We start from the raw sequence: 26,182 nt of genomic DNA on the forward strand, positions 1-26,182 counted from the left end.
GCACCGGTGAACGACCGATACGACGCGGGGGCCGCGGGATACGGCGCCGACCAGTACGAGCTCGTGGGCTACGACGAGTTCGGCCAGCCGGTCTACCGGCAGGTCCAGGCACAGCAGACCCAGCAGCAGAGCTACGACCCGTACGCCCAGCAGCACCAGCAGGGCTACGGCTACGACCCGTACGCCCAGCAGCAGGGGCAGCAGTCCCCGCCCGGGTACGCCTACGGCACGGACGGCCGGCAGCCCGCCTCCGGCTACGGCTCCTACGACCCGTACGGCACCGTCCCGCAGCAGGGCGGCCCCGGGCAGGGCGCCCCGCACGACCCCTACGGCCAGGCCACCGCCGCCGGCGGCCGGCAGCCGCGGGTCGCCGAACAGACCGCTCAGCACACCGCCCAGCACACCGCCCACATCCCGCAGCAGGCCGGCCCGGACCACGACACGGAAGCCCGGGCCGAGCAGCAACGGGAGTACCACACCGAGCAGTTCGCCTTCGTCGAGGAACCGGACGCCAACTCCGAGGACGTCATCGACTGGCTGAAGTTCACCGAGAACCGCACCGAGCGCCGCGAGGAGGCCCGGCGCCGGGCCCGCAGCCGGATCGTCGCCCTGACGGTCGTCCTCGCGCTCGTCGCGGTCGGCGGCGTCGGCTGGCTCTGGTACGCGGGCAAGCTGCCCGGCCTGTCCTCCGAGGACTCCAAGGAGGGCGCGGCGACGGCCGCAGGCGCCCAGAAGCGCGACGTGATCGTCGTCCACCTGCACGACACCAAGGGCGGCGGCACCTCCACGGCCCTGCTCGTGGACAACACCACCACCCAGCGCGGCACCACCGTCCTGCTGCCCAACTCCCTCGCCCTGACCAGCGACGACGGCACCACGACGACGCTCGCCAAGTCGGTGGAGGACGACGGCTCCGACGGCACCCGCGACGCGCTCGACACGGTCCTCGGCACCGACATCGAGGGCACGTGGCGTCTGGACACGCCCTACCTGCAGAACCTGGTCGACCTCGTCGGCAACATCGACGTCGACACCGACGCCGACGTCCCGGACCCCGCCGCCAAGAAGAAGGGCGAGGCCCCCCTGGTCAACAAGGGCCAGGACCAGACCCTCAGCGGCAAGATGGCGGTCGCCTACGCCACCTACCGCGCACCCGGCGAGGCCCAGAACGCCCAGCTGGAGCGCTTCGGGCAGGTCATGCAGGGCATCCTGCGCAAGCTGTCCTCCGACCCGCAGGCCGCGACGACCACGATCCAGACGCTCGCCCAGATCCTCGACCCGTCCCTCACCGACAGGGACCTCGGCACCTTCCTCGCCGGTCTCTCCGACCTCGCCAAGGGCGGCGACGTCAAGACCGACCTGCTGCCCGTCCAGAACGACGGCACGCTCAGCACCCAGGCGAGCGCGGGGATCGTCAAGAACGTCCTCGGCGGCACCGCAAAGAGCCCCGACAAGGACGCCGCGGTCAGTGTCTCCGTCCAGAACGCCACCGGTGCCGAGGACAACACCGAGAAGGCCCGCGTCGTGCTCCTCAACGGCGGCTTCACCTTCCTGGAGAGCGGCACCGGCACAGCCCGGGCCACCTCCCGGGTCGTGTACGCCGACGCCGCCGACAAGGCGAACGCCGCCGAGGTCGCCAAGACCCTCGGCCTGCCGGCGGGCTCCGTCACCAAGGGCAGGACGTCCGGCAGTGCCGACGTCTCCGTGGTCCTCGGCCAGGACTACAAGCCGTCCTCCGACTAGACGGCGGGAGCGCGCTCCCCACGTGATCCGCGTCATCTCGTGGGGGGCCCGGGGCGGTCCGTGAGACCCTTGGTGTCAAACGACCGCCGACCGAAAGCCATGCAGTGACCGTGACCGACCGCTCTCACGAGCTGATCAACACCGCCGCCCAGGCGGCCGCAGACAAGCTGGCCCACGACATCGTCGCCTACGACGTCAGTGACGTGCTGTCCATCACGGACGCCTTCCTGCTGGCCTCCGCACCCAACGACCGCCAGGTCAAGGCGATCGTCGACGCGATCGAGGAGAGCCTCGCGAAGGAACTCGGCGCGAAGCCGGTGCGCCGCGAGGGCGACCGCGAGGCCCGCTGGGTGCTGCTCGACTACGTCGACATCGTCGTCCACGTCCAGCACAGCGAGGAGCGTGTCTTCTACGCCCTGGAGCGGCTGTGGAAGGACTGCCCCGAGCTCGACCTGCCCGAGGAGGCCAAGGCCACCCGCGGCAAGGCCGAGGAGCACGCCAAGCTGCGGGCCGCCGAGGAGGAGGCGGAACTGGACGGTGACTGGCGGTGACCTCCTCCCGTGAGGCGTCCGCCGGGAAGGGCCGTGGCCGCCGGATCATCCTCTGGCGGCACGGCCAGACCTCGTGGAACGTGGAGCGCCGTTTCCAGGGCAGCACGGACGTCGAGCTGACCGAGACCGGCGTCGCCCAGGCCCGCCGCGCCGCCCGGCTGCTCGCGTCCCTGAAGCCGGACGCCATGGTCGCCTCCGACCTGCGGCGCGCCGCGGCGACGGCCGCCGAGCTCGCCGCGCTCACCGGCCTCGACGTCACCCACGACGAGGGGCTGCGGGAGACCTACGCGGGCGTCTGGCAGGGCCTGACGCACGAGGAGATCATCGCCCGGTACGGCGAGGAGTACGCCGCGTGGAAGCGCGGCGAGCCGGTGCGCCGCGGTGGCGGCGAACTGGAGACCGAGGTCGCCGACCGCGCGGCTCCCGTGGTCCTCCGGCATGCGGAGAAGCTCCCCGAGGACGGCACGCTCGTCGTGGTCAGCCACGGCGGCACGATCCGCACCACCCTCGGCCGCCTGCTGGGTCTCGACCCGCGCAACTGGGAGAGCCTCGGCGGACTCTCCAACTGCTGCTGGTCCGTGCTGGGCGAGGGCGCCCGTGGCTGGCGTCTGCTGGAGCACAACGCCGGCACCCTGCCCGAGCCGGTGCTGGGCGACGACGACTGACCCCGGATTTCACTTTCCGGCAGGTCGCAGGCTAAAGTTCTTCTTGTTCGCCCCGCCAGCGGGGAAGGACAGAGGGGCTATAGCTCAGTTGGTAGAGCGCCTGCATGGCATGCAGGAGGTCAGGAGTTCAATTCTCCTTAGCTCCACGTCAAGATCCCGTTCCCGGTGTGGGGGCGGGATTTTTCGTGCTTGGGCTTGAGTCACTCGGGCACGCTCAGGCGTATACCTCTACGGCCCCGCCGGGTGGCGTGTCCGGACTGGTACTGAGGCGTCGCTGACCGTATTGGTCCTGCCGTGGCAGAATCAAACGGCCGGAAGGGGGCGCGGCCCGACGGGAGGAGTAGTGATGCCTGCGAGCATCCTCGAGGAGGTCGACCACCTCCTCGAAGCAGCGTTCACACGGGACATGTCCACCCGACTCAGCTGCCCTTCCTGCGGTTCCGCGCACGTGGCCCAGATGCTCGGCGACAACGGCGGGATCTCCTACGTGTGCACGGCCTGCGGCCACAGCTGGAGCTGATCGATGGGTGCACACAGGCGGAAGTGCGACTGGTGCGGCAGCGGGACTCCGATCGTCCGCGACATGGAACCGATCAATCCCGACTACCAGTACTGGTGCGAGGAATGCGCGCGGGCGCTGATCATAAAAGGCGACCCGATCGAGACGTACCGCGAGTTGGAGGGCGAGCCGATCTACGGCCGGCTCCTGGAGGAGCACTGCACGCTCAAGCGGTTCTATTCGTTCGTGACGGCCTGACGCCCGAAGGCTCGGCATAACGGGCATATCGGGCAAGGGGAAACCGATTTGGTGTTGGGCGCCCAGGACCAGTAATGTTGGCGTCGCCGCCGGGGAAACCGGGCGGAACACAGCAAGGGGCTATAGCTCAGTTGGTAGAGCGCCTGCATGGCATGCAGGAGGTCAGGAGTTCAATTCTCCTTAGCTCCACAGTAGATGAGAAGGCGGGCCATCCGATCGGATGGCCCGCCTTCTTGATGTGCTGATACGTGCGGCGGGCCTCCCTGGCAGGAGGCCCGCCGGGGATGCCCGCCGGTGCGTGTGCTCAGCGGCCGAGAGCGCGGCGGCCGCGGCCCTGGGAGAGGACCGGGAGGTTGCGGGACGGCGCGCCCTGCGGGCCCGTCTCCTCGATGCGCAGCGCCAGCGCCGGACAGCGGCGCACCGCGCGTAGAGCCTTCGCCTCGGCGTACCGCGGCACCTGAGCCTGCGCCACGGTCGGGAAGCCGTCGGCGCCGAGCTGGAACACCTCGGGGAGGATGTCCGCGCACAATCCGTGGCCCCGGCACAGGGTCCAGTCGACGTAGATCTTCTGGCGGCTCGCGCCGCTCTCCTCGGGCTCGGCGCCGCCCGGGATCCCCGTAGGGGCCCTGCCACCCTCGAAGAGCGGCAGAACGCCCTCCACGGGCCGTCCGCAGCCGTTGCCGAGGACATGGGCGGCCAGGTCGTCCGTGAACGCCTTGATGGTCGACTCCAGGAACATCGCCGAGCCGTCCGGGTGCGAACACGCGCCGCGCCGCTTCACGTTCTTGGCGACCTGCTTGAGCGCCTCCAGGGCGGCCGGTCCGCCGCCGTTGAGGATGTCCTCCATGCCGCGCGCGGCGGCCGGCAGGCCCAGGTAGCAGGGGCCGCACTGGCCCGCGCTCTCCTCGGCCAGCCACTGCGCCACCCGCAGCGACTCGCCCAGCGGGCAGGTGTCCTGAGTGATCGGCAGAATCGCGCCCGCGCCGAGCGCGCCGCCCACCGCGTCCAGGGAGTTGCGGGAGACGATCGCCTCGTTGACCGTCGCCGCGTCGATCCACTTGCCGTGGTAGCCGCCGGTGAGCACGCCCTGCGGCACCGGCGGCGCGCCCGCCAGCTGCAGGACGTAGCGCAGCGGCACGCCCGTCGGGACCTCGATCACCATGGGGCGCGCGACCGCGCCGGAGACCGTGAGCATCACGGTGCCGGGCTCGTCGTACAGGCCGGTGTTGCCGTAGCGCTCCGGGCCGATGCGGGCGGCGATCGCCAGCTGGGCGAAGGTCTCGGCGTTGGACAGCAGGGTGGGTGCGCCGCCGACGCCGTTCTGGGAGGCGCTGACCTTCCGGCCCGGCGGGATGGCCGGGCCGCCGTCGATCGAGCGGATCAGCGACGCGGCGGCGCCGGTGACCATGCGGACCGGGTTGCGCTGGACGCGTGCGCGCAGGGCCGATCGGCGGCCGTTGCTCAGGCCGCGCTCGGACAGCGCCGCCTCCATGGAGCGCTGCGTCGACTCACGGGTGACCCCCACCACGAGCGTGCGGGCACCCAGAGCCTCGGCGCACAGCAGCGCGCCGTCCAGGATGAGATGCGGGGCACGGTTGATCAGCACCGTGTCCTTGCGGCAGGCCGGCTCGTCCTCGCTTCCGTTCACGACGACGACCGGCCGGACGCCGCGCTTGATCGCCGCTTCGGCGACCGAGCGCAGCTTCTTGTGGAAGGGGAAGCCCGCGCCGCCGCGGCCCTTCAGGTTGATGCGTTCGGCGAGTTGAGCGAGCTGCTCGCCGCCCATCGGCTCGAGCGGCCCGTGCACCTTGAGGTGCATGGGCAGATCGAGCCGATCGACAAGGTCGAAGCCAGACGTGAGCTGGGGAAGGCCGACCACGCGGACTTCGGGTACGTCGGGCAGGGCCTCGTTCACTTAAAGCCTCCGGAAGGCGTGTTCCAAGGTTCGCCCGATCCCGGAGCGTCGAAGTCGTAGGACGCACCGGGGTTTGTTTCATTGGCGGGACCGCTGTTGTACGTGTCGTTCGGGTAGTACGGGTTGAAGGCGGTGTTCGTCTCACCCGTGTCGTACACGTCACTCGATCCGTAACCGGCGGCGCCTGGATTGCCATAGGCCGGGATGCTTTGTCCGGTGTCCTGCAGGGGGTCGTAGGGCGGGATGTTGAAGCCCGTGTCCTGGAGCGGGTCGTAGGCGGACGGCGGTGCCTCACCGACCGGCGGCGGGGACGGGATGGGCCAGTTGCCCGAAGTGCTGGAGGGGCCGTCCACGGTCGGGATGGTCTCGGTGGGCTGCATGTCCAGCGGGAGCTGCATGCTGGTGGTCGGCCCGGGCGCGAAGGCCTGCTGGCCCTGGGGCGGCCCGGAGACGGCCCGGTAGGCGGCGGCGAAGCCGTTCGCCGGCTCCTTGGCCGCGGGGCGCTCCGCCTTCTCGTAGAGCGGACCCGACGGGGACGCCGCGGAGCGCGCGGGAGTCTCACGGCCCTCGTAGCCGGGCAGTCCGGAGCCACCGCCGACCCGGGCGCGGCTCTCCTCCAGGTCCCTGCGGGCCTGGCTGTCGCCGGGCCCGATCATCGACGCGATCTTGTCGGCGACCTGGCGCTTGACCTGGCGCGGAGCCGCGCGCAGGGCGAGCGCTCCGGCGACGCCGGCCAGGGAGAGGCAGTACAGGATGACGAAGATCGGTTTGGCGGAGCGACCCGCGTAGAGTCCGTGGACCAGGGCGGCACACCAGGCCGGGTAGGCCAGCATGTGCATGGCCCGCCAGCGCGCCGCGACGGGCGCGGGGGACGCGAAGCGGTTGCGCAGCACGCCGGTGATGCCCACGAAGATCATGAGCATGCCCGCCAGGGTGCCCAGGCCGATCAGGAACGACCGGCCTCCGACCAGCTCCTCGTCGGTGAACACCAGCCCGAAGGGGATCACCGCGGCGATCCACGAGGTGTGGGACAGCGCCAGCTTCACGCCGATGTGCACCAGCAGGAAGACGATCGAGGCGACGGCCGTGGTCCGGTGCACGGCCTGTGCCAGGATGCGGCGGCGCGTGTCGAGCAGGACCCGGTCCTGGGCGACCAGGCCCCAGATCACCGAGCACGTCAGACACACGAGGGACAGCACGCCCGCACCGAAGTTGAGGAACTCGGCGAACGAGTCGTCTGCCGTGGAGTCGTAGGTGTTCACGACAATCCTCCCCACGTCCCGGCGGCCGGGTGTAGGGAGGTGTTACTGCGATGAGGGTTCATGGGGGCAACTCCGAGCGGTTCGGGAAAGCAGCGGTCCCGCTGCCGAACTCTAAGCGGAGTCATACCGATCAGTACGAGGTTTGAGTTATTGCGTTGTTATCAAAGGACGATATGGCCGTGGTGATGTCCCATAGCGGCCGTTACGCGAAGTAACCATTGACCTTGGTTCAGCTTTTCGGGTGCTTCGACAGCCCTCGGAAGCGCGTCGCGGCGCGCTGAGGGCCTGCGGTACCCTAGCGCCATGCGTGCCGTACGCCTTCTGCTTAGCGGGCCGCGCTGATCAGTCCCGGCCACCGGAGAAACCGAGTGGCCGGCATCGGCGCGGCGTCCCCTCCTGTGTGAGGGGATTTTTCGTTTCTCGAACCAGACACCCGCGGCAGAGACGATCGATGGAGCTTTGAGGATCATGAGCGAGACGAACCCCGCCGCCACCTCCGAGGTGGCGGCGCCGCACCGCTACACGGCCGCCATGGCTGCCGAGATCGAGGCACGCTGGCAGGACTTCTGGGACGCCGACGGCACCTACGCCGCACCCAACCCCAAGGGCGACCTGGCCGGTGACCGAGAGATCGCCGACCGCCCCAAGAAGTTCATCATGGACATGTTCCCGTACCCCTCCGGTGCGGGCCTGCACGTCGGCCACCCCCTGGGCTACATCGCCACCGACGTCTTCGCGCGCTTCCAGCGGATGACCGGCCACAACGTCCTGCACACCCTGGGCTTCGACGCCTTCGGCCTGCCCGCCGAGCAGTACGCGGTGCAGACCGGCACGCACCCGCGCGTGTCCACCGAGGCCAACATGGAGAACATGAAGGCCCAGCTGCGCAGGCTGGGCCTGGGCCACGACAAGCGCCGGTCGTTCGCCACGATCGACCCGGACTACTACAAGTGGACCCAGTGGATCTTCCTGCAGATCTTCAACTCCTGGTACGACCACGACGCCCGCCGGGCCCGCCCGATCGCCGAGCTGGTCGCCGAGTTCGAGTCCGGTGAGCGGCCCGTGCCGGGGCACACGCGCGCGTGGGGCGAGCTGAGCGCCGCCGAGAAGGCCGACGTCCTGGGCGAGTTCCGGCTGGCCTACGCCTCCGACGCGCCGGTCAACTGGTGTCCCGGGCTGGGCACCGTGCTGGCCAACGAGGAGGTCACCGCCGAGGGCCGCTCCGAGCGCGGCAACTTCCCGGTCTTCAAGGCCAAGCTGCGCCAGTGGAACATGCGCATCACCGCCTACGCCGACCGGCTGCTGGAGGACCTGGACGCGCTGGACTGGCCCGAGGCCATCAAGCTGCAGCAGCGCAACTGGATCGGCCGCTCCGAGGGCGCCCGCGTCGACTTCCCCATCGACGGCGAGCGCATCACGGTCTTCACCACGCGCCCGGACACCCTGTTCGGCGCCACCTACATGGTCCTGGCGCCCGAGCACCCGCTGGTCGAGAAGTTCACCCCGGCCGCGTGGCCGGAGGGCACCCACGAGGTCTGGACCGGCGGTCACGCGAGCCCGGCCGAGGCCGTCGCCGCCTACCGCGCCCAGGCCGCCTCGAAGTCGGACGTGGAGCGCCAGGCCGAGGCCAAGGACAAGACCGGCGTCTTCATCGGCGCCTACGCGACCAACCCGGTCAACGGCGAGCAGGTCCCGGTCTTCATCGCCGACTACGTGCTGATGGGCTACGGCACCGGCGCGATCATGGCCGTCCCGGCCGGTGACCAGCGCGACTTCGAGTTCGCGCGCGCCTTCGAGCTGCCGATCCACTGCATCGTCGAGCCGACCGACGGCCGCGGCACGGACACCTCCACCTGGGAGAACGCCTTCTCGTCGTACGACGCGAAGATCATCAACTCCTCGAACGACGAGGTGAGCCTGGACGGCCTGGACGTCGCCGAGGCCAAGGCTCGTATCACCGCGTGGCTGGAGCGGTCCGGCGTCGGCGAGGGCACCGTCAACTTCCGGCTGCGCGACTGGCTGTTCAGCCGCCAGCGCTACTGGGGCGAGCCCTTCCCGATCGTCTACGACGAGGACGGCATCGCCCACGCCCTGCCCGAGTCGATGCTGCCCCTGGAGCTGCCCGAGGTCGAGGACTACTCGCCGCGCACCTTCGACCCGGACGACGCCGACACCCAGCCCGAGACCCCGCTGTCGCGCAACGAGGACTGGGTGAACGTCACGCTGGACCTGGGTGACGGCCGCGGCCCGCGCCCCTACCGGCGCGAGACCAACACCATGCCCAACTGGGCCGGTTCCTGCTGGTACGAACTGCGCTACCTGGACCCGCACAACTCCGAGAAGCTGGTCGACCCGGAGATCGAGCAGTACTGGATGGGTCCGCGCGAGGGCCAGCCGCACGGCGGCGTCGACCTGTACGTCGGCGGCGCCGAGCACGCCGTGCTGCACCTGCTGTACGCGCGCTTCTGGTCCAAGGTCCTGTTCGACCTGGGACACGTCTCCTCCGCCGAGCCGTTCCACAAGCTGTTCAACCAGGGCATGATCCAGGCCTACGTCTACCGCGACAGCCGGGGCATCGCCGTGCCGGCCGCCGAGGTGGAGGAGCGCGACGGCGCCTACTGGTACCAGGGCGAGAAGGTCTCCCGGCTGCTGGGCAAGATGGGCAAGTCCCTGAAGAACGCGGTCACTCCGGACGAGATCTGCGCCGAGTACGGAGCCGACACCCTGCGCCTGTACGAGATGGCCATGGGCCCGCTGGACGTCTCCCGGCCGTGGGACACGCGCGCGGTGGTCGGTCAGTTCCGCCTGCTGCAGCGGCTGTGGCGCAACATCGTCGACGAGGCCACCGGCGAGGTGACCGTGGTCGACAGCGAACCGGACGAGGAGACGCTGCGTGCCCTGCACAAGGCGATCGACGGGGTCCGCGGCGACCTGGAGGGCATGCGCTTCAACACCGCCATCGCCAAGGTCACCGAGCTGAACAACCACCTGACCAAGGCGGGCGGTGCGGTGCCGCGCTCCGTCGCCGAGCCGCTGGTACTGATGGTCGCCCCACTGGCCCCGCACGTCGCCGAGGAGCTGTGGCGCAAGCTGGGGCACACGGACTCGGTGGTGCACCGGGACTTCCCGGTGGCCGACCCGGCGTACGTCGTCGACGAGACGGTGACCTGTGTCGTGCAGATCAAGGGCAAGGTCAAGGCCCGGCTGGAGGTCGCCCCGTCGATCTCCGACGACGAGCTGGAGAAGGTCGCGCTGGCGGACGAGAAGGTCGTCGCCGCGCTGGGCGGCGCCGGGATCCGGAAGGTGATCGTGCGCGCGCCCAAGCTGGTGAACATCGTTCCGGCGTAGCGGACAGGGCGTGAGGGCCGCTCTCGGGGTGGTCCCCTACGGGCAGGTTCGGGGTTTTTCTGGAACTCCGGACCTGCTCGTTGCGTTTACCGTGGAAGAGCGACGCGAGGCGCCGTGACGTCCTGAGGAGGAGCCCTTGTGGAAGCAGTGATCGCAGTCTTCGCCCTGCTCTTCGTGCTCATTCTCGGGCTCGGGGCCTACGCCACCGTGAAGGCGGTCGGCGCCGCCAAGCGCGGCGTGGACCGCGGCATCACCCAGGCCCGCCGCACGGTCGAGGACCACACACTGCGCGCCAAGTCCTTCGCCCAGCCCGGCGCCGCGGGTGAACTCGCCCAACTCCGGCTGAAGCTGCGCACCTCGATGCGCGCCACCCAGGAGGCCCTGCACGCGGCCGTCGCCGAGGACGAGTCCCTCAAGGAGTCCCTCGGACTCTTCGAGCGGCTCAGCGTGCATGGACGGGAGCTGGACGACGAGCTCAAGCGACTGGAGTCCGAGCCGGACCGCGCCGCGCTCACCGAGCGGCTGCCCGGGCTGCGCGAGCGCACCGAACGGATCACGCATTCCGCGGACTCGCTGCGCTGGGCCGCCCGCGACCGGGCCCGTCGCTTCGCCGACGACGACCTGGACACCCTCAGCGCCCAGATCGACGTGGAGTCCGGCGCGCTGCGGCACTGGACGGCACCGGAGCCGCAGGCCGCGCAGTCCGCATCCGCGCAGCAGTCGGCGCCTTCCCGGCAGCCGGGCTCCCCCTCCCCCGCGACCTCCCCATGGCCCGAGGCGCCCGCCGCCGACGCCGGCACGGCCGGGCAGACGTGGCAGGACAGCGCGCAGCCGAGCCCGGCACAGGAACCGGCACGGCCCGCCATCACGCCCCCGGGGCCACGGCTGACCCACCCGTGGCAGAAGAAGCCCCGCCCCGAGAGCACCACTTGATCCGGCCACTCGCACCGCAGGCCGCGGGGGCCGGGCTGCCACATGAGCGCTACGGCAGGTAACCTCCAGCTCATGTCCCGCCATGTCGCGATCGTCACCGATTCAACGGCCTACCTGCCGACCCGGACGATGGAGCGTCACGGCATCACGGCGGTCCCCTTGACGGTGGTCCTCGGCGACCGGGCGCTGGAGGAGGGCACCGAGATCTCGACCCGCGCCCTCGCCCAGGCTTTGCAGAAGCGGCGCTCCGTGACGACCTCGCGGCCGGCTCCCGCGCTCTTCGAGGAGACGTACCGCAAGGTCGCCGAGTCCGGCGCCACCGGCATCGTCTCCCTCCACCTCTCCGCCGAGCTCTCCGGCACCTACGACGCGGCCGTCGTGGCCGCGCGGCAGGCCCCGGTGCCGGTGCGGGTGGTCGACACGGGCATGATCGCGATGGCGCTCGGCTTCTGCGCGCTCTCCGCGGCGCAGGTCGCGGAGTCGGGCGGGACGATCGACGAGGCCGTCACCACCGCGGAGAAGCGGGCCGCGGGCACCTCCGCCTACTTCTACGTCGACACCCTCGACTACCTGCGGCGCGGCGGCCGTATCGGTGCCGCGCAGGCGCTGCTGGGCTCGGCGCTCGCGGTGAAGCCGCTGCTGCAGCTGGCCGACGGCCGTATCGAACCACTGGAGAAGGTGCGGACCGCGTCCAAGGCGATCGCCCGCCTGGAGGAGATCGCGGCCGACCGTGCGGGCAGCGCCCAGGTCGATGTCGCCGTCCATCATCTCGCCGCCCCGGACCGGGCGTCGGCTCTCGCCGACCGACTGCGGACCCGGGTGTCCGGGCTCGCCGATCTGCATGTCAGTGAGGTCGGCGCGGTGATCGGGGCGCATACGGGGCCCGGGCTGCTGGGGGTCGTCGTTTCGCCCCGGTGAACGTTGCTGTGCGGCCGCGTTCGCTCGTGTGAGTGGCGGGGTTCTCCACAACCGGGGTCCTGTCCCCGGGAATCGGGCAAGATCATCGCGAGTGTGCCGAGGTGGCCGATCCTCGTCGCATGGCACTTCGATCACGTTCACGCACAGCGATCGCGACCAGCGGGCCGGGCCGTGGGCCGGCGTCCGACGGGCGCGTCCGTCATCACCGGCGCCCGCCGGTAGCGCGCAGGCGGGCCCGGCAGCGTCAGGCCTCCGCGGAGGAACTGCGGCGGCGCGCGGGGGTGTTGTTCGACGACCTCACCGGGCAGGCGGGGTTTCCGCGCCGCGCCGAACCGGACGAACGGCCCCGGGGGCACCGGGAGTCGGGGCAGGGGCCGCCGGGCTCGGCCGAGGACGAGGGGAACCGGCGACGGTTCGGCGGTCACGGGGCCGTGGCCGAGCCCGTGGGTGCCCGCCCTGAGCCGGCCTTTGTTGAGCCCGTGGGTGCCCGCCCTGAGCCGCCCGTCGTTCAGCCCGTGGGCGTTCTCACCGGGTCGGTGAGCGAGGGCGGCGGCGTCGCGGACGGAGCGTGGCGGGAGCGGGCCGGCCTGGCGTTGCGGGAGCGGATGCCGCTGTGGTTGCAGACCAGGTGCGGTCTGGAGCGGCGGAGTGTGCTGGCCCTGACGGCGGTGCTCGTCGTGGCGGCGGTTTTCGCCGTGCAGCACTTCTGGACGGGACGGACTCAGTCCGTGAAGCCGCCGGAGGTGGTGCGGGCGGCCGTGCCGTACGGGGAGCGGCAGGAGAGCGGGCCGGTCGGGGAGCAGCGGAATCGGGGCGCCGCCGGTGCGTCCGCCGGGGCTTCGTCGGGGCCGGTGAGGACCGGGGCGGGTGCGGGGGAGATCGTCGTGGATGTCGGCGGCAAGGTCCGGGACCCGGGGATCCACCGGCTGCCGCCCGGTTCACGGGTGGCGGACGCGCTGCACGCGGCGGGCGGGGTGAAGCCGGGCACGAACACCGACGGGCTGAACCGTGCCCGGTTCCTCGTGGACGGCGAGCAGGTCATCGTCGGGGCACCGGCTCCCGCCGGCGGGCCGGGGGCGGGCGGTACGGCTCCCGGCGGCCCGGCCGGTGCCGCCGGGAGCGCCGCCGGTGCCGCGGCGGGTGGAGCGGCCGCACCGGCGGCTCCTATCTCCCTCAACACGGCCACCGCGGACCAGCTCGACACACTGCCCGGCGTCGGTCCGGTGCTGGCGCAGCACATCATCGACTACCGCACCCGGCAGGGCGGTTTCCGCTCCGTGGACGAACTGCGCGAGGTGAACGGCATCGGCGACCGCCGATTCGCCGATCTGCGCGCCCTCGTGCGGCCATGAGGGGGCTCCCCGGCCCTCCTCCGCGACCGGACGAGGCCGCGACCGGTTCCCGTCCCGCCCGGTCGTCCGTGCACGCCTCCTCCGGCACGCGCCTCGGCGCCGCCCGGCCACGCCAGGAAGGCCCGACGGACCTGCGGCTCGTGCCGCCCGCCCTCGCGGCCTGGGGCACGTCGGCGCTGGTCCTGGGCGCATCGCCGAAGTGGGCGGTGGGCCTCGTGATCGGCTGTCTGGCAGCGGCCGGACTGCTGCCTTTGACCAGGCGGCACCGGGCTGCCCGGCACCGGCTCGCCCCGCACCGGTCCGCCCCGCACCGGTCCGCCCCGCACCGGTCCGCCCCGCACCGGTCCGCCCCGCACCGGTCCGCCCCGCACCGGTCCGCCCCGCACCCCATCGCCTCATGGCCGCGCGCGACGCTCGCCGCCGTGCTGCTGTGTGTCGCTGCGGCGGCCGCCTCGGCCGGGCTGCACGGGGCGGATCTGCGCCGCGGGCCCGTGCCCGGCCTGGCGCGGGCGTACGCGACGGCGACCGTCGAGGTCGAGGTGACGTCCGACCCGCGGCTCACCCGGCCGAGGGTGAAGGGCGATCACATGGCTCCGACGGCCGTGCTGATCGAGGCCGACGTGCGACGCGTCCACGGGGCGGGCGGCACGGCGGTGTTCACGCGGGCACCCGTGCTGATGATCGTCGACGTGGACCCGGCCCCGCCCGGCCGGGCGGCCGACGGGCGGGGCCGGTCGCCGTGGCTCGGTCTGCTGCCGTCGACGCGGCTGCGGGTCGGTGCGCGGCTGGCGCCTGCGATGACCGGCGGCGATCGGGTCGCGGCGGTACTGCGGGTGCGGGACCGGGACGAACCGCACGTGGTGGGGGAGCCCTCGGGACCCCAGCGGTTCGCCGGACGGTTGCGTGCCGGGCTGCGGGAGGCGACCGACGGGCTGCCGGCGGACGCCAGGGCGCTGCTGCCGGGCCTCGTGGTCGGGGACACCTCGCGGGTCACACCGGAGCTGGAGGAGGCCTTCGAGGAGACCGACCTCACCCACACCCTGGCGGTGTCCGGGGCCAACTTCACGATCCTGCTCGCGCTGCTCCTCGGGCCACCGGGCCTGGCGCAGCATGTGGAGCGGAGAGGGCTCGCGCCGCGGCTCGGTATCTCCCTGCGGGGGACGGCGGTGCTCGGGGGTGTGCTCTCGCTCGGGTTCGTCGTCGTGTGCCGACCGGACCCGAGCGTGGTGCGGGCCGCGGCCTGCGGAGCGGTGGCACTGCTCGCCCTGGCGACCGGCCGCCGGAGGTCGATGATCCCGGCACTGGCCACGGCGGTTCTGCTGCTGGTGCTGTACGACCCGTGGCTGGCGCGCAGTTACGGCTTCCTTCTCTCGGTCGTCGCGACCGGCGCCCTGCTCACGCTCGCACCGCGCTGGAGTGCCGGGCTGCGGCGGCGCGGGGTGTCGCCGAGGTGGGCCGAGGCCCTGGGTGCGGCCGCTGCCGCGCAGGCCCTGTGCGCGCCCGTCGTCGCCGTGCTGTCGGCGCGAGTGAGCGTGGTGGCGGTGCCGTGCAATCTGCTCGCGGAGTTCGCGATCGCGCCGGCGACCGTGCTGGGGTTCGCGGCACTGGCGACGGCGCCGGTGGCGATGCCGGTGGCCGAGGCGTTGGCGTGGTGCGCGCACTGGCCCGCCGCGTGGATCGCGCGGATCGCCCGGGGCGGGGCGGCGCTGCCGGGCGGGGGAGTGGACTGGCCGGGCAGCTGGACGGGTGCGGCGCTGCTCCTCGCCGTGATCCTGGCCCTGGTGCTCGTGGGGCGGCGGCTGCTCGGACATCCCTGGTGGTGCGGACTGTGTGGAGTGCTGCTGGCTCTGGTGGTGGTCCAGCCCCCTCCGCTGACCCGGGTGGTGACGGGCTGGCCGCCGCCGGGCTGGCGGCTGGTGATGTGCGACGTGGGGCAGGGCGACGCCCTGGTGCTCGCGGCGGGCGAGGGGGCCGGCGTGGTGGTGGACGCGGGGCCCGACCCGAAACTCGTCGACCACTGTCTGCGCTCACTGGGCATCAGCAGGATCCCCCTGGTCGTGCTCACCCACTTCCACGCCGATCACGTGGCGGGCCTGCCGGGGGTGCTGCGTGGACGGGCGGTGGGCGCCATCGAGACGACGGGCTTCCAAGAACCGGCCGACCAGGCCGCGTTCGTACGGAGGCTGGCGGCGGCGCGGCGGATTCCCGTGACCACGGCGGCGGTCGGGGAGCAGCGGCGGGCGGGGGAGCTGTCCTGGCAGGTGGTCTGGCCGCCCCCGAGCCCACCGCCGGACTCGCCGCCGGGTACGCCGCCCGGGCCGCTTCCGGGCGCGCCTCCGGGGGTGCTTCCGGCCCACCCGGTGCCGGAGGGGCCGAACGACGCCAGTGTCGCCCTGCTGGTCCGTACGGCCGGACTGCGCCTGCTCCTCCTCGGCGACCTGGAGCCCCCGGCGCAGCGGGCGCTGGCACGCTCGCCCGCGGCCGAGGCGCTGGAGGGTGTGGACGTGCTGAAGGTCGCTCACCACGGCTCGGCCTACCAGGACCCGGACCTCATACGCCGGGTGGCCCCGCGGCTCGCGCTCATCTCCTGCGGTGCGGACAACCCAAAGGGTCGTGACTTCCAGTTCTAGCACGTCTGCCCTGGTCAGCGCGATGGTTCAGCGGCAAGACCTGCGCGACAGGGGCCAAGCACACCCACTTTCAGGGCGCCTCAGGGGACACGGATTTCCGTACGCTGATCACGTCGAAACGAAAGCGCCCCAGCAGGAAGGGTGAGAGCTTCCGACTGGGGCTAACCGACTGGATGGAGTCGGCATGACTGAGCCTATCGGCGCCGAGCAACTGCGCGACCGCACCGAAGATCACACCATCAGCACGGCCCGCAATGACGCTGTCTACGCGCTGGCCATGTCTCAGCGTCCGGACGTCTCTCGTGCTGAACTCCGCACGCTCATTGGGCAGTTGGCTACGCGCGTGAGAGAGGTCGCCCATGTGGCAGAGCTTCGAGGGGAACGGCTGAACTCCCCAGCGGCAAGGGCACTGGAAGAGGCATTGCGCGCGGCTCTGGGTCAGCGCTGAACAAACTGAGCCCCGTAGCGATCGCCTGGGGAGTTTCCAGGGCGCTACGGGGCAGTCAGCAGTGCACCTCATGCTGAGGTTGTTCGGCGCACCTCGCGGAGTTGGTTGTTGTGTCCGAACTTCCGGTGAGCCTGCATGTCGCGGAGCACCGCGAGTCCCTCCCACGCTGAGACTTCGTCGTCCAGGAAGCGTTCTGCTCGTTCTTGCAGCGCACGGCACTGGATGCACGCGACGCTTTCCGCTGGAGGACGCAGGACGACGTACTCCAAAGCCACACCAGCGATGTACGCGTTAGCTACAGGGTCCAGGGGGATTTGGGCCGGCGATGTCATGCCGTGCCGCCAAGCTTCCTGTGGTGCCGGATCAGCGCCAGCACACCTCGCGCTAGCCGCTGGGCATGGCCGACCAACTGCGGGATGTCAGAGCCGGGGACGATGTGAGCGCGCGTCCGGGCCTCAGTAACGCCAGCGCGGGCACAGATGGAGGGGGTGTGGTTCTTGGGGTGCTTGGCCAACCCTTGCTCAACCTCAGGGATCAGAACCATGATCATGCCCCGCAGCAGCAGGATGATCGTCTCCAGTTCGTCAGCGTCCGTGATCTTGGCGCCGTTATCGATCACGTCCTGTGCTGCTTGCTGGATCGTCTCAATGTCCACGGGGACTGTGTCGGACGATCCGGGCCGGGCTGTAGCGTTCATGTCGGTCGACTCCACTCAGTCGGCTCGCCCCTGGATCACGCCGCCGTGTGGTTCAGGGGCTCTCTGTTGTGTCTGTCGACCTAACCGATTCAGCGCAGCCGTGGGGGAGTTGACCAGCGTTGACTAGGCTGGACGTCAACAGTCAACGGCCAACGGGCGGACGATGATGGACTTCGGGACTGAGGTACGCAGCGCACTGAAGGCTCAGGGAAAGAGTCTGAGGGGCGCAGCCAAAGACCTGCATTACGACGTTGCCTATCTGAGCCGCGTACTCAACGGCAAGCAGGCGCCTTCCGCTGAGCTGATCCAGGCTGTTAACGAGTATCTCGGTTTGTCGTTCAGCGCTGAGGACAGCAAGCAGCACGATGATGAGCTTGACGCCTGGGAACTTGCCCGGCGAGTGCAGGCCAGCGATGTAGGAAACGCCACGCTAGAACGTCTCGAACACGCCTTTGACCACTTGGCAATGTCCTACCCCAAGGCTGACCCTGCGGACTTGCTGCGGCAGGTGCGGAAACACTCGGCGTATGTGGTCAAGCTGCTGGACGGGAAAAAGACACTGTCCGAGCATCGGCGCCTGTTGGTCGTGGGCGGATGGCTTTCGCTGCTTGGCGCCACGGTTCATATCGACCTGATGCAGGATGACGCTGCTACGGCCAGGCTGGAGGCTGCTGCCACGCTCGCCCGGGAATCCGGACAGCGCGAGATTGAAGCATGGTGCTATGAAACAGAAGCGTGGCGCGTGCTCACCGATGGCGACTATGTGCAGGCTGTTGAGTTGTCGCGTACGGCCCAGGACATTGCGCCGGCCGGTACCTCGGCGCTGATTCAGTCGACAGCCCAAGAGGGCAGAGCGCACGCAAGGTTGGGCGAGGGGAAGGAAACCTACTCAGCGATCAAGCGTGTACAGGACATGTCCGCTGCGCTGGGCACGCCGGACACGCCAGAGCACCATTACCGGTATGACCCCGCCAAATCGCTGTCCTATACGGCGACTACGCTCGCTTGGCTCGGCGATGCAGCAGCGGAACCCTACGCGCGGGAAGTGATTGCCAGGCTCAGCCCCAGCGATGACGTGACCAGATGGCCCAGGCGCGTAGCTTCGGCGAACATTGATCTGGCTTTAGTCCTGCTCGAACAGAGCCGACTTGACGAAGCATGCGACGCTGCCCAAAAAGCCATCCTGTCCGGCAAGGTTGTTCCCTCGAACCACTGGCGTGCGCTGGAAGTTGTCAAGGCTGTCGAGGCCAGGCAGTTGCCGGAAAGCGCGGACCTGCGAGAGGCGTACCAAGAATTAAAGGCCATCGAGCGGTAGTAAGCATGCCGCACACGAAAGAAGCCCCGTACCTGTCGCGTTACTCATGGCAGGTACGGGGCATGACAGTTGTCACGAATGTGATCGTACGAAAGGGAGTTGTCCAACAGTGCTCACCAGCTTGCTCCCCGGCTTTCGCCACTTTCGCACACCGTTCGCGATAGGGGTTCTGTGCGCATTCCAAATCTGGTTGATCTTTGGGGAGCTAATCCCGAAACGCGATAAGGCAACTGGGATGACAGAACGCCTGTATGTCCTAGGGGAGGTGGTCGGGCGTCCTGCAGTATTCGCCTTCGTGGCGTTTGTGTTGTTCCTGCTAGGCGACACAGTGAAAGTCTCGGCGCAACAGATAGCGAAGTTTGTCTACACCCTGCAGCCGAGTGTCAGGTTGTCACTACTGACTAGAGAGTCGTATCACGCGCTTCACCTCTACGCGGGAAGGCTCCAGGACAACGGGGATGACCGATTTGATTTGATGAAGCTAATGAGCGGCATCATGCAAGAATTTCCAGAGATTCGAATGCGTCTAATTGCAAATCATATGGACGTCTACCTGGAGCATGATCGCCTCGACTCGGAGGGGGAGCTTCGAGTAAACCTAGCTGTCTACTCCGTCACCCTGTGGTTCATACTTGCTGCACTCTGGACGCCCTGGTTGTTGCTGGGCTTGGTGGTCTCGGCAGTATTTTTCCGAAATGGAACGCGGGCCCTACAGGAAGGTAACGCAATACTTGTTCAGGCGCTCGCGTCCGGGATTGTGGAGTCGCAGCGTTTCACGGAAGAAAAAGACCGGCAGGAATCGCGTTACCAAGCCATCTAGCATGCTACGACTTACCCATGCGGGGAAGCGAATCAGGGGTTTTCACTAGCGCTGCCTGTGGAGACTGGGGCCCTGGGGGCTTCAGTGGAACACTCATGTGATCCCTCAGCGAGTTCGGCCCGGATCCGCTGTGCTCGCGCCTGGCCGATGCTCAGATGCGACTGAAGTGCGCGCAGGCTTGGCACCTTGCCCGTATCCCGCTGCACCTCGCTGACGAATGCGCGGGCAGATGCAAGTAGCGGATCGGCATTCGCCGCTGGCTTCAGCTCAGGTGCACTCGGCGGAAGCGCTACAGGGGCCTCTGCTGGACGCTCAGGCTTCGGAGGCTCCGGGCTTACCGGCGAGGGCTCAGGGACGCTCACAGAGGCACTCAGAGCCTTCACGCGCCAGAGAACCAGCGGGGCTATCGCGCTGACAGCAACGACCAGGGGCACGCCCACGGGAATCAGTTCTGAACTGACCAAGTGCGCAAGCGCATTTGTCACGATCAGTGCAGCGACGACAGCGGATACATCGCGCCGGACGCTGAATGCACGGAGCGCGTACACATCCAGAGCCGCAGGCACGCATGCCGCTGTGAACTCGCCGAATCCTGCTGCGCGGGCTAGTTGGTACTCAGCGGATGCAGTGGCGACGAGCGCAGCGACTAGGGCGAGTGCGCCGAGCAGATCTCTAGGCTTGGTCATCTGACGCTCTTTCAGGTATGTGCCCCGATCGGCCGGCTGAGGCCCGACTAGGGAGCCCTTGACCGGCCTGCGCCTGCTGCGAAGATGGCGTCATGGATGCGGGATTGGCAGCAGTGCTTGGGGCGTTGACGGGATCGGTAGCGACGATCGGCGCCGCGCTGGCGACTGGTTGGGCACAGCGAGAGGGAGCCCGAATTACCGCCCGGTCAGAACACAGGCGGCAGCGACTAGAGCCGCGTACGGCGATTTACAAGGAGTTCGTCTCGCATGCCAACACGATCCAAGGGATAGCCAGTCGGTTCATCGTCGACCCAGAGGCTATTGACTTGGACGCAATTAACGAGGATGTGCTTCGCGGGGTTACGTCAGCGGCGCATGGCATAGAGAAAGCGTGGGCGGACGTGGCGCTGGCCGGCCCGGAATCGGTAGCAACGTGCGCAGGCGAGATCTACGCTCACAGTATCCGCATGACGATCGCTGTCAACGAAGTGGCTAGGCGCAACAGTGGTGAAATTCCGCTAAATCCCGGACGGGAACTTGCGACGCGTGTAGCCGTGTCTGACAGCGCACACCGGCTTTGGATGAAGGTTGATGATTTCGCACCGTTGGCCCGACAGGCACTGGACGATGATGGCAGCCTGAGCTAGCACCGCGCTACTCGTTCTTCATCCGACAGTGCAGGCAGGAAGTGCCGGGCTGGATGCCGAAGTTGTGGTGCTCGCATACAGTCCAGCCCGAACTATCGCGCTCGTTCCAGGGGCCAACTGGTCTGCGCTGGTTTGTCTGTTCTTCCTTGGCGGCGCGAGCGGCTTTCATGGCTTGCTGTCGGGGCGTTAGGGTCATTCGCCGGCCTCGCGAATGCGGATGTTCAGGCGGATGCGCGAGGCAGGCGTTAGCGCAAGCTGCTCAGCGATCTGCCGGAATTCTCCCAGGACGCCAGCGCTGATGCGACCGTTCAAGAACTGCGATTCCAGGACGACATACACAGCAACGATGCCAACGACGTCTTCAGCCCACAGATTTGCAGCGGATGACGTCCAAAGTTCCTGCCAGCGCTGGCATTCGCGGTCAGTCCAAGTGCGCCCAGTAGGCAGAGGTGGAACCGGCAGGGTGCAGACAGCGTCTATGAGGATTGGTTGGATCTTGTCTTGGCGGGGTGCGTAATTGCCCCGGCGAGTCGTGCTGATCACGTGGATTCCTTACTGAGAGTGGTTATGTATCACGCTTTGTATCGCGCGATTGAGCCTTTGAAATAGGGCGCGCACCTCAGAGCCCTCCCCCGCGCTGAACCTCCCCGTAGGGTCCGGGGTCACCCCCCAGGGGGAGGGGTCACTGTGCGTGGTCATCAGCGCTAACGGCCGAAGCTCTCGCCTGCGGTCTTACGTGAGTGACACGGCTTGCACAGGGCCCGCCAGTTGCTTGGGTCATCCCAGCGCGGTCCCTGTAGGCCTAGCCCGTCGACGTGGTCTGTCTCTGTAGCAGCGGGACGCAATGGTGCGGGGATGGCAGCGCACTCGGCTGACTCACATAGCGCGTGGCTACGCAGATGCGCCTTACTCAGGTGGCTCCAGCGGGCACGGCGCGATGACCCAGCGGTGTAGCTATCCCGGTAGCGCTGACCCTTGGCACTGCTGCGAGCGTGCGCCTTGCATTTGCCCGACCACGTGAGGCAGGGACAGCCGGCGACGGGGCATGTCTGCATGGCGCCACGGTGCTTCGCGGGCTTGGGCCCAGGGTCGCAGGGCTCATGGGCTACGGCTACGTCCTCAGACGGCTCTGTAGGGGCCTCAGGGGGCTGCGTAAGGGTTCCTGGGGTGATCCCTCGCCAATCGCCATCAGCGGGCACCACCAGGCCGGTAGCTAGCAGCGCGGCAGGCCCCTCGAACTCCTCGCCGTTGGAACGCTGTACGCCGCCGTAAACGAACTGGCGACCAAATGCGACGCGCAGGCGAACGCTCATGGGTACTCCTCAGCGGAGGGGCCGGGGCACATACGACTTTCGTATCTGGGATCCCGGCCCCTCCCTCAGCGGCTAGGACTGCTTGGCCCGGATGACCGTCTGCGGGATGCCGTTGTCGAAAACCCGCACGGTTTCCACGTCGGTATCAGTGCCGACACCCAAATTCTTCAGCCACAGTCGAGAGTGGTCGATCAGATCGGCGTCACGGTTGGGCGAGTACAGCGGCATGTCAGCCTTGGAACGGACCACGCCGCGCCGCATCAGGCTCACATAAGCCAGCGTGCTCACAATCGACATGACATTGCTGCGCGCGGCCCTGTAAGCATCCTCGGCCCGCCTCAGTGCATCCTCAGCCTTTCCATGCGCGTCGGTCAGTTCGCCCTCAACCTGAGGCAGCGCAGCAACCCACTGTCGGTAGATCTCGGCGTCACACTGGCGCACACGGTCAGCGAGACCATTGACGATTCCGACGGCCGTACCGCGCTGAGCAGTTACGCGCTCGACCTCACTGCGCAGCTCATCCGGGTCAGCGCCAGATGCAACAGCGGCGCGAGTATTCGCAGCGTCACGCTCCTGAGCAGCCTTGACGTAATCCTGGCGAAGACAGTCGTCATACTTGACGAGCGCATCGCCGTACGCGTCATAGGCCGTGTCGCGAGCGCCCATGGCCTTTGTCAGCGCATCGGGCAGGGTGAGACCACGTGGAATCAGGTTGGTATCCGCTTCGGTGTACGTGATCGAGAGGCTGTCAGACATGGTTTGATCCTTTTCGTGGGTTGGGTGCGCGTCGCAGGTCACGCAGCGCGCTTGAGAAACGTGCGGTACGCAGCACGGGTGATGCCGATATCGCGCAGTGCATCGCCGTATTTGCCGGGCTGCACATCGACACCCACGGCCTCAAGCAGTCGGCGAATGTGGGTTGCAGTGAGCGGAGGGCGGTCGTTGCGCTCACACCAGCGACGGGCGAGGAGGGCAACCTTGTTCAGGCTCACGTCACGGCCAGGGCTCCGTTCTAGGGCGTAATCAACGAAGGTGGCAACATCCGTCATGTTTGTGTCTCTCTGTAAAGTGGCTCAGGTGCCGGCTGAGAGCTGCGACCTACGAAAGTCGCACCTGCCGAGTGCGATGGTCAGCGCTGCTTATAGGCCCGATCACGTCGAGGACGCAGGTAGCCATGACGCAACAGGCTGCCAATGGAGCTGACTACGCTTCGGCGCCCCGCATCGCGCAGGTCCTCGGGCACTGCGTTGTACAGCCGGTCAAATAGCTCTAGCAGCCCGGAAGTGCCGTACTGCGCCACGTGACTGTCATACGCGTGGTGGCAGCGCTGACAGAGACTCACATAGTGGTCTGGGTCCAGCGAGTAAGCGCGGCCCTTTTCATCTCGCTGGAGGTCAGGCGAGTCATGGTCAATAGCCCAATGGTCGGCGCTCAACGCGCAGAACGCGCAGAACCAGTTCTTCGCCGGCCCGTAGCGACTCCTTACGCGGGCGTGCGCAAGCTTGTAGTCAGGCGTAGCCACAGCGGTGTGCCCCTTCGCTGGGAAAACAAAAAGGCCCTGTGCCTGCGGAACCGGTCCCCTGCCGCCAGGAAGGGAGATCAGTTCGACGCAGGCACAGGGCCTTGGTCTGTGGGCGGACGCGTGATCAATGCTGGCGGCATCTGCGTCACTATGTATGAGAGATAGCGAGTGGGTTACCAGCCGCCGCCTCTGCTGTATAGGTAGCGAGTGGATTGCCTGCGGGGGCGCGATGGGCGGAAGACCACGGTTAGGTACACCTGAGTGACGTAGTGACGATCTGCACCCCACTTTGGGTTTCGCATAGAGGCCCCTATAGAGATGTGAAGTGTGTGTCATTTCGTCACTTCGTCACTAAGTGCAGGTCAGAGGGTTTTTGATCTTGTGCGCAGGGTTCTTGTTCGTCACTTCGCTGCCTCGCTGTCGTCTAGACCAATCCCGAAATGCGCGATATCTGGCGAGGGTTGCCCAGTCATGCCGCACGCGCCTGTCTGAGGGCATGGAAGAGCCCCGCCCGAGCAATCCCGCATGGGACGCCTGAACGGGGCTGAGAGGGGCGCTGAGGGGCCTAGCCGGCGAGCATCTGCGGTTGTCCCATAAGGGCCTGCTGGACCCGCTCCAGTCGGTCAACGCGCTGCGCCACGTACATGCTCACGTCTCCAGCCGCCTGCCGCTCATAGAGCTTGTCGAGCTGACTCGATATCGCTCTAAATTCGAACTCGCGTTCCCATGCTGCTCTTTCTTCCTCCGCCTGAGCCAGGAACTCTGCGCGCGTCATATACTGCTGTCTCCTCTGTTGAGGATGCAGGCCCGGTCTATCCGCCAAGATCTGTCCGGGCCTGCGCCATTGACTACCGCTGAATCAGCCTGCCGACGTCGTCTGTCGCGTCTCCCATTCCCATGCAGTCTCTTCCGCTGTCGCGTCTGTAAGTGCGTGCGCTGCCTCAGTGAAGAACGGGTCTCGCACGCTGAAGTCAACGCGCCGTTCGTCCAACTTGCGCCAGCCGCCCCGTGCTCCGCGCTTGACGCTCAGGCGTGCGCCAGCTTCCTGCATCAATCCGCGCTTCCCTGCCGTGTCTGCTTTCGCCCACAGGTCTGCGTAGGTCTTTCCGGTGCGGATTTCCTCTGTGCGTGTCTCGACGCGTTCGCGGGTCTCAAGTTCAGCGAGTCGGGCGTCAAGGGCGTCTGCGTGTCGCTGCCAGGCTGCCTTTGCCGCACTGCTGCGCTGGCGCCCCTGCTGTTCCTGGTGTGCTTCGAACTCAGCGATAGTGGCGTCAATTTCTGGCTGGGGGTCATAGCCCGGAATCGTGCGCGTCTGCGTGACTTCCAGCGCGCCCAGCATCCGCAGAAACTCGCGCTCTGCGTATTCGTCCGCCCATTCCCGTTTGATGATTGCAGGCGCCTCGCACTGCTTGCCCCTGATGTTCGCGCCGCACTTGTATGTTTCCGTTTTGCTGGTGCTCTTGCTGTTGGGCGATGGCCTGTGAAGGTACATGCGTTCCCCGCAGCCGGCGCAGTGAATGACGCGAAGCAAAAGCGCCACGGTGTCCACTCGATCCACAGACTTGTTATCGACGGAACGCCCAGCGAGCACCGCGCCGATTGCGTCGAATTCCTCACGAGTCAGGATCGGTTCAGCGGTAGCCATGACAGGCGCACCCTCGCTGTCACGTACCGGTTTGTTGTCGGTGAGCTTCCAACCCAACAGCCGCTCACTGGTCAGCAGTTCTTTGATGGCGTTGTGTCGCCAGGCAAAGCGCCCACGAACGACAGTCTCACCAGCCTTACCGCCTGTCTTGCCACCAGTCTTCCGGCCCTGTTTCAGGCTCCAGTGGTCACGAGACGACGGAATGCCATCTGCGTTCAGCCCGCGCGCGATGGCTGCAAGGCTCTTCCCTGACACGCCGTTGGCCGGGTCTCCCATCAGTTCTTTGATGATGCGTTCGAGTACGGCCACTGCGTCCGGGTCCTGAACCAGGGTCCAGCCGCCACCCTCCAGCGGCGCAGGCATGTAGCCGTACGGAGGACGAGAGCCGCGCCAGCGAAGGGGCATGGCCCGCATTGCTGCCTGCGCGCTGGTGACACGCTCGCGGATTGCCTGCGCTTCCATCTGTGCGGCGAATGCGAACAGCGTGACCATGAGTTGCGCCATGGGATCCAGCGGATTGCGGAAGTCCAGCACCAGCCGTCCGCCCGGCCCTTCAGCGAACACGATCATTTTCCGCTGTTCACGTGCCCACTTCGCCAGTTCGTGCATGTCGTCCATAGACCGAACGGCGCGATCGAATCGCCAAAAGACCAGCGCATCGAAATCGTCCGGGCGCCGAAGCCAGGAACCCAATTCCGGGCGCTCAAACGGCGTGGTCTTGCTGGCGGACACGCCGAGATCAACAGCTTCGCGGTCGGCGAGGTCGATACCCAGCGATGCGGCTGCGCCCCGGTTGGCTTCGCGCTGGCGCTCGGGCGAGGTCGTTTCGTCCGTGAGGACAGACAGGCGGAGGGCAGACACGCCCCTGAGTTGAGTGGTCACGCGGGTCGGGTAACGGGTGGGTTGCCTGGTAGACGGATGCGAAGCGCTGACCTGCGAAGATGCCGCCATGGCGGGTGTCTCCTAGAACTACTAGTCGGAGACCCCTTGGAAACTCGTACGGGCATCCGGCGCC

General features: G+C 68.1%; 23 protein-coding genes and 2 tRNA genes. 16 read left to right on the forward strand and 9 right to left on the reverse strand.

The features are described 5' to 3' along the window. The first annotated feature begins 6 nt into the window (after positions 1-6). From ACIQU3_RS07395 to ACIQU3_RS07425, 7 genes are all read left to right on the forward strand, one after another. Complete coding sequence (locus tag ACIQU3_RS07395; RefSeq protein ID WP_403923786.1) at positions 7-1,743, forward strand: LCP family protein; 1,737 nt, start codon at positions 7-9, stop codon at positions 1,741-1,743. 104 nt (positions 1,744-1,847) lie between these two features. Beyond that, positions 1,848-2,294: a ribosome silencing factor gene (gene rsfS, locus ACIQU3_RS07400; RefSeq protein ID WP_385662508.1), complete on the forward strand. Its 447-nt coding sequence runs from the start codon at positions 1,848-1,850 to the stop codon at positions 2,292-2,294. Then, positions 2,285-2,959, forward strand: a complete 675-nt coding sequence (locus ACIQU3_RS07405; protein ID WP_403924166.1) for a histidine phosphatase family protein — start codon at positions 2,285-2,287, stop codon at positions 2,957-2,959. The genes rsfS and ACIQU3_RS07405 overlap by 10 nt, the downstream gene beginning before the upstream one ends. Positions 2,960-3,032: 73 nt before the next feature. Then, positions 3,033-3,105, forward strand: a tRNA-Ala gene (locus ACIQU3_RS07410). A 200-nt stretch (positions 3,106-3,305) separates the two neighbouring features. Beyond that, positions 3,306-3,479 (forward strand): hypothetical protein, encoded by a 174-nt coding sequence (locus tag ACIQU3_RS07415; RefSeq protein ID WP_104780615.1) that lies wholly within the window; start codon positions 3,306-3,308, stop codon positions 3,477-3,479. A 3-nt stretch (positions 3,480-3,482) separates the two neighbouring features. Continuing rightward, positions 3,483-3,716, forward strand: coding sequence for a hypothetical protein (locus ACIQU3_RS07420; RefSeq protein WP_006136074.1), 234 nt, complete (start codon positions 3,483-3,485; stop codon positions 3,714-3,716). 116 nt (positions 3,717-3,832) lie between these two features. Further along, positions 3,833-3,905, forward strand: a tRNA-Ala gene (locus ACIQU3_RS07425). 115 nt (positions 3,906-4,020) lie between these two features. On the opposite strand, the gene ACIQU3_RS07430 is transcribed toward ACIQU3_RS07425, so the two are convergent. Continuing rightward, complete coding sequence (locus tag ACIQU3_RS07430) at positions 4,021-5,631, reverse strand: NADH-ubiquinone oxidoreductase-F iron-sulfur binding region domain-containing protein (RefSeq protein WP_403725900.1); 1,611 nt, start codon at positions 5,629-5,631, stop codon at positions 4,021-4,023. Next, entirely contained in the window at positions 5,628-6,893 is a 1,266-nt protein-coding gene (locus tag ACIQU3_RS07435; protein WP_403725897.1) for a cytochrome b/b6 domain-containing protein, read from the reverse strand. Before ACIQU3_RS07435 ends, ACIQU3_RS07430 begins: the two co-directional genes overlap by 4 nt. A gap of 468 nt (positions 6,894-7,361) precedes the next feature. Here ACIQU3_RS07435 and leuS point away from each other — a divergent pair, with 468 nt between their 5' ends. From leuS to ACIQU3_RS07465, 6 genes are all read left to right on the forward strand, one after another. Beyond that, positions 7,362-10,241: a leucine--tRNA ligase gene (leuS, locus tag ACIQU3_RS07440; RefSeq protein ID WP_403725895.1), complete on the forward strand. Its 2,880-nt coding sequence runs from the start codon at positions 7,362-7,364 to the stop codon at positions 10,239-10,241. Positions 10,242-10,379: 138 nt separating this feature from the next. Continuing rightward, entirely contained in the window at positions 10,380-11,174 is a 795-nt protein-coding gene (locus ACIQU3_RS07445; protein WP_403725892.1) for a hypothetical protein, read from the forward strand. Between the two features lie 72 nt (positions 11,175-11,246). Continuing rightward, positions 11,247-12,092: a DegV family protein gene (locus ACIQU3_RS07450; protein ID WP_403725889.1), complete on the forward strand. Its 846-nt coding sequence runs from the start codon at positions 11,247-11,249 to the stop codon at positions 12,090-12,092. 119 nt (positions 12,093-12,211) lie between these two features. Further along, positions 12,212-13,444 carry a helix-hairpin-helix domain-containing protein gene (locus ACIQU3_RS07455; protein WP_403725886.1) on the forward strand — a complete coding sequence of 411 codons (1,233 nt, stop codon included), beginning with the start codon at positions 12,212-12,214 and terminating at the stop codon, positions 13,442-13,444. Further along, positions 13,441-16,074: a ComEC/Rec2 family competence protein gene (locus ACIQU3_RS07460; RefSeq protein ID WP_403923789.1), complete on the forward strand. Its 2,634-nt coding sequence runs from the start codon at positions 13,441-13,443 to the stop codon at positions 16,072-16,074. The genes ACIQU3_RS07455 and ACIQU3_RS07460 overlap by 4 nt, the downstream gene beginning before the upstream one ends. Before the next feature lie 184 nt (positions 16,075-16,258). Next, complete coding sequence (locus tag ACIQU3_RS07465; protein WP_403923792.1) at positions 16,259-16,522, forward strand: hypothetical protein; 264 nt, start codon at positions 16,259-16,261, stop codon at positions 16,520-16,522. Positions 16,523-16,850: 328 nt separating this feature from the next. Here ACIQU3_RS07465 and ACIQU3_RS07470 read toward each other — a convergent pair whose 3' ends face one another. Then, positions 16,851-17,177, reverse strand: a complete 327-nt coding sequence (locus ACIQU3_RS07470) for a DUF6415 family natural product biosynthesis protein (protein ID WP_403923798.1) — start codon at positions 17,175-17,177, stop codon at positions 16,851-16,853. Between the two features lie 205 nt (positions 17,178-17,382). Here ACIQU3_RS07470 and ACIQU3_RS07475 point away from each other — a divergent pair, with 205 nt between their 5' ends. The 3 genes from ACIQU3_RS07475 (at position 17,383) to ACIQU3_RS07485 (ending at position 20,687) form a co-directional block, all read left to right on the forward strand. Then, positions 17,383-18,534, forward strand: a complete 1,152-nt coding sequence (locus tag ACIQU3_RS07475; protein ID WP_403923805.1) for a helix-turn-helix domain-containing protein — start codon at positions 17,383-17,385, stop codon at positions 18,532-18,534. Between the two features lie 235 nt (positions 18,535-18,769). Continuing rightward, positions 18,770-19,354, forward strand: coding sequence for a hypothetical protein (locus ACIQU3_RS07480; RefSeq protein ID WP_403923808.1), 585 nt, complete (start codon positions 18,770-18,772; stop codon positions 19,352-19,354). Between the two features lie 778 nt (positions 19,355-20,132). After that, positions 20,133-20,687 carry a hypothetical protein gene (locus tag ACIQU3_RS07485; RefSeq protein WP_403923811.1) on the forward strand — a complete coding sequence of 185 codons (555 nt, stop codon included), beginning with the start codon at positions 20,133-20,135 and terminating at the stop codon, positions 20,685-20,687. A gap of 192 nt (positions 20,688-20,879) precedes the next feature. On the opposite strand, the gene ACIQU3_RS07490 is transcribed toward ACIQU3_RS07485, so the two are convergent. From ACIQU3_RS07490 to ACIQU3_RS07515, 6 genes are all read right to left on the reverse strand, one after another. Next, a complete protein-coding gene (locus tag ACIQU3_RS07490) occupies positions 20,880-21,230 on the reverse strand; it encodes a hypothetical protein (RefSeq protein ID WP_403923814.1) in 351 nt (116 codons plus the stop codon). A gap of 842 nt (positions 21,231-22,072) precedes the next feature. Further along, complete coding sequence (locus ACIQU3_RS07495; RefSeq protein ID WP_403923816.1) at positions 22,073-22,756, reverse strand: hypothetical protein; 684 nt, start codon at positions 22,754-22,756, stop codon at positions 22,073-22,075. Between the two features lie 38 nt (positions 22,757-22,794). After that, entirely contained in the window at positions 22,795-22,992 is a 198-nt protein-coding gene (locus ACIQU3_RS07500; RefSeq protein WP_403923819.1) for a hypothetical protein, read from the reverse strand. A gap of 137 nt (positions 22,993-23,129) precedes the next feature. Then, positions 23,130-23,522, reverse strand: a complete 393-nt coding sequence (locus ACIQU3_RS07505; protein WP_403923822.1) for a hypothetical protein — start codon at positions 23,520-23,522, stop codon at positions 23,130-23,132. A 565-nt stretch (positions 23,523-24,087) separates the two neighbouring features. Further along, positions 24,088-24,297, reverse strand: coding sequence for a hypothetical protein (locus ACIQU3_RS07510; RefSeq protein ID WP_403923825.1), 210 nt, complete (start codon positions 24,295-24,297; stop codon positions 24,088-24,090). An 84-nt stretch (positions 24,298-24,381) separates the two neighbouring features. Then, positions 24,382-26,049, reverse strand: a complete 1,668-nt coding sequence (locus ACIQU3_RS07515; protein WP_403923828.1) for a recombinase family protein — start codon at positions 26,047-26,049, stop codon at positions 24,382-24,384. Positions 26,050-26,182: the final 133 nt, after the last annotated feature.

Source organism: Streptomyces sp. NPDC101110 (assembly GCF_044759525.1).
In the GTDB taxonomy this organism is placed as follows: domain Bacteria; phylum Actinomycetota; class Actinomycetes; order Streptomycetales; family Streptomycetaceae; genus Streptomyces.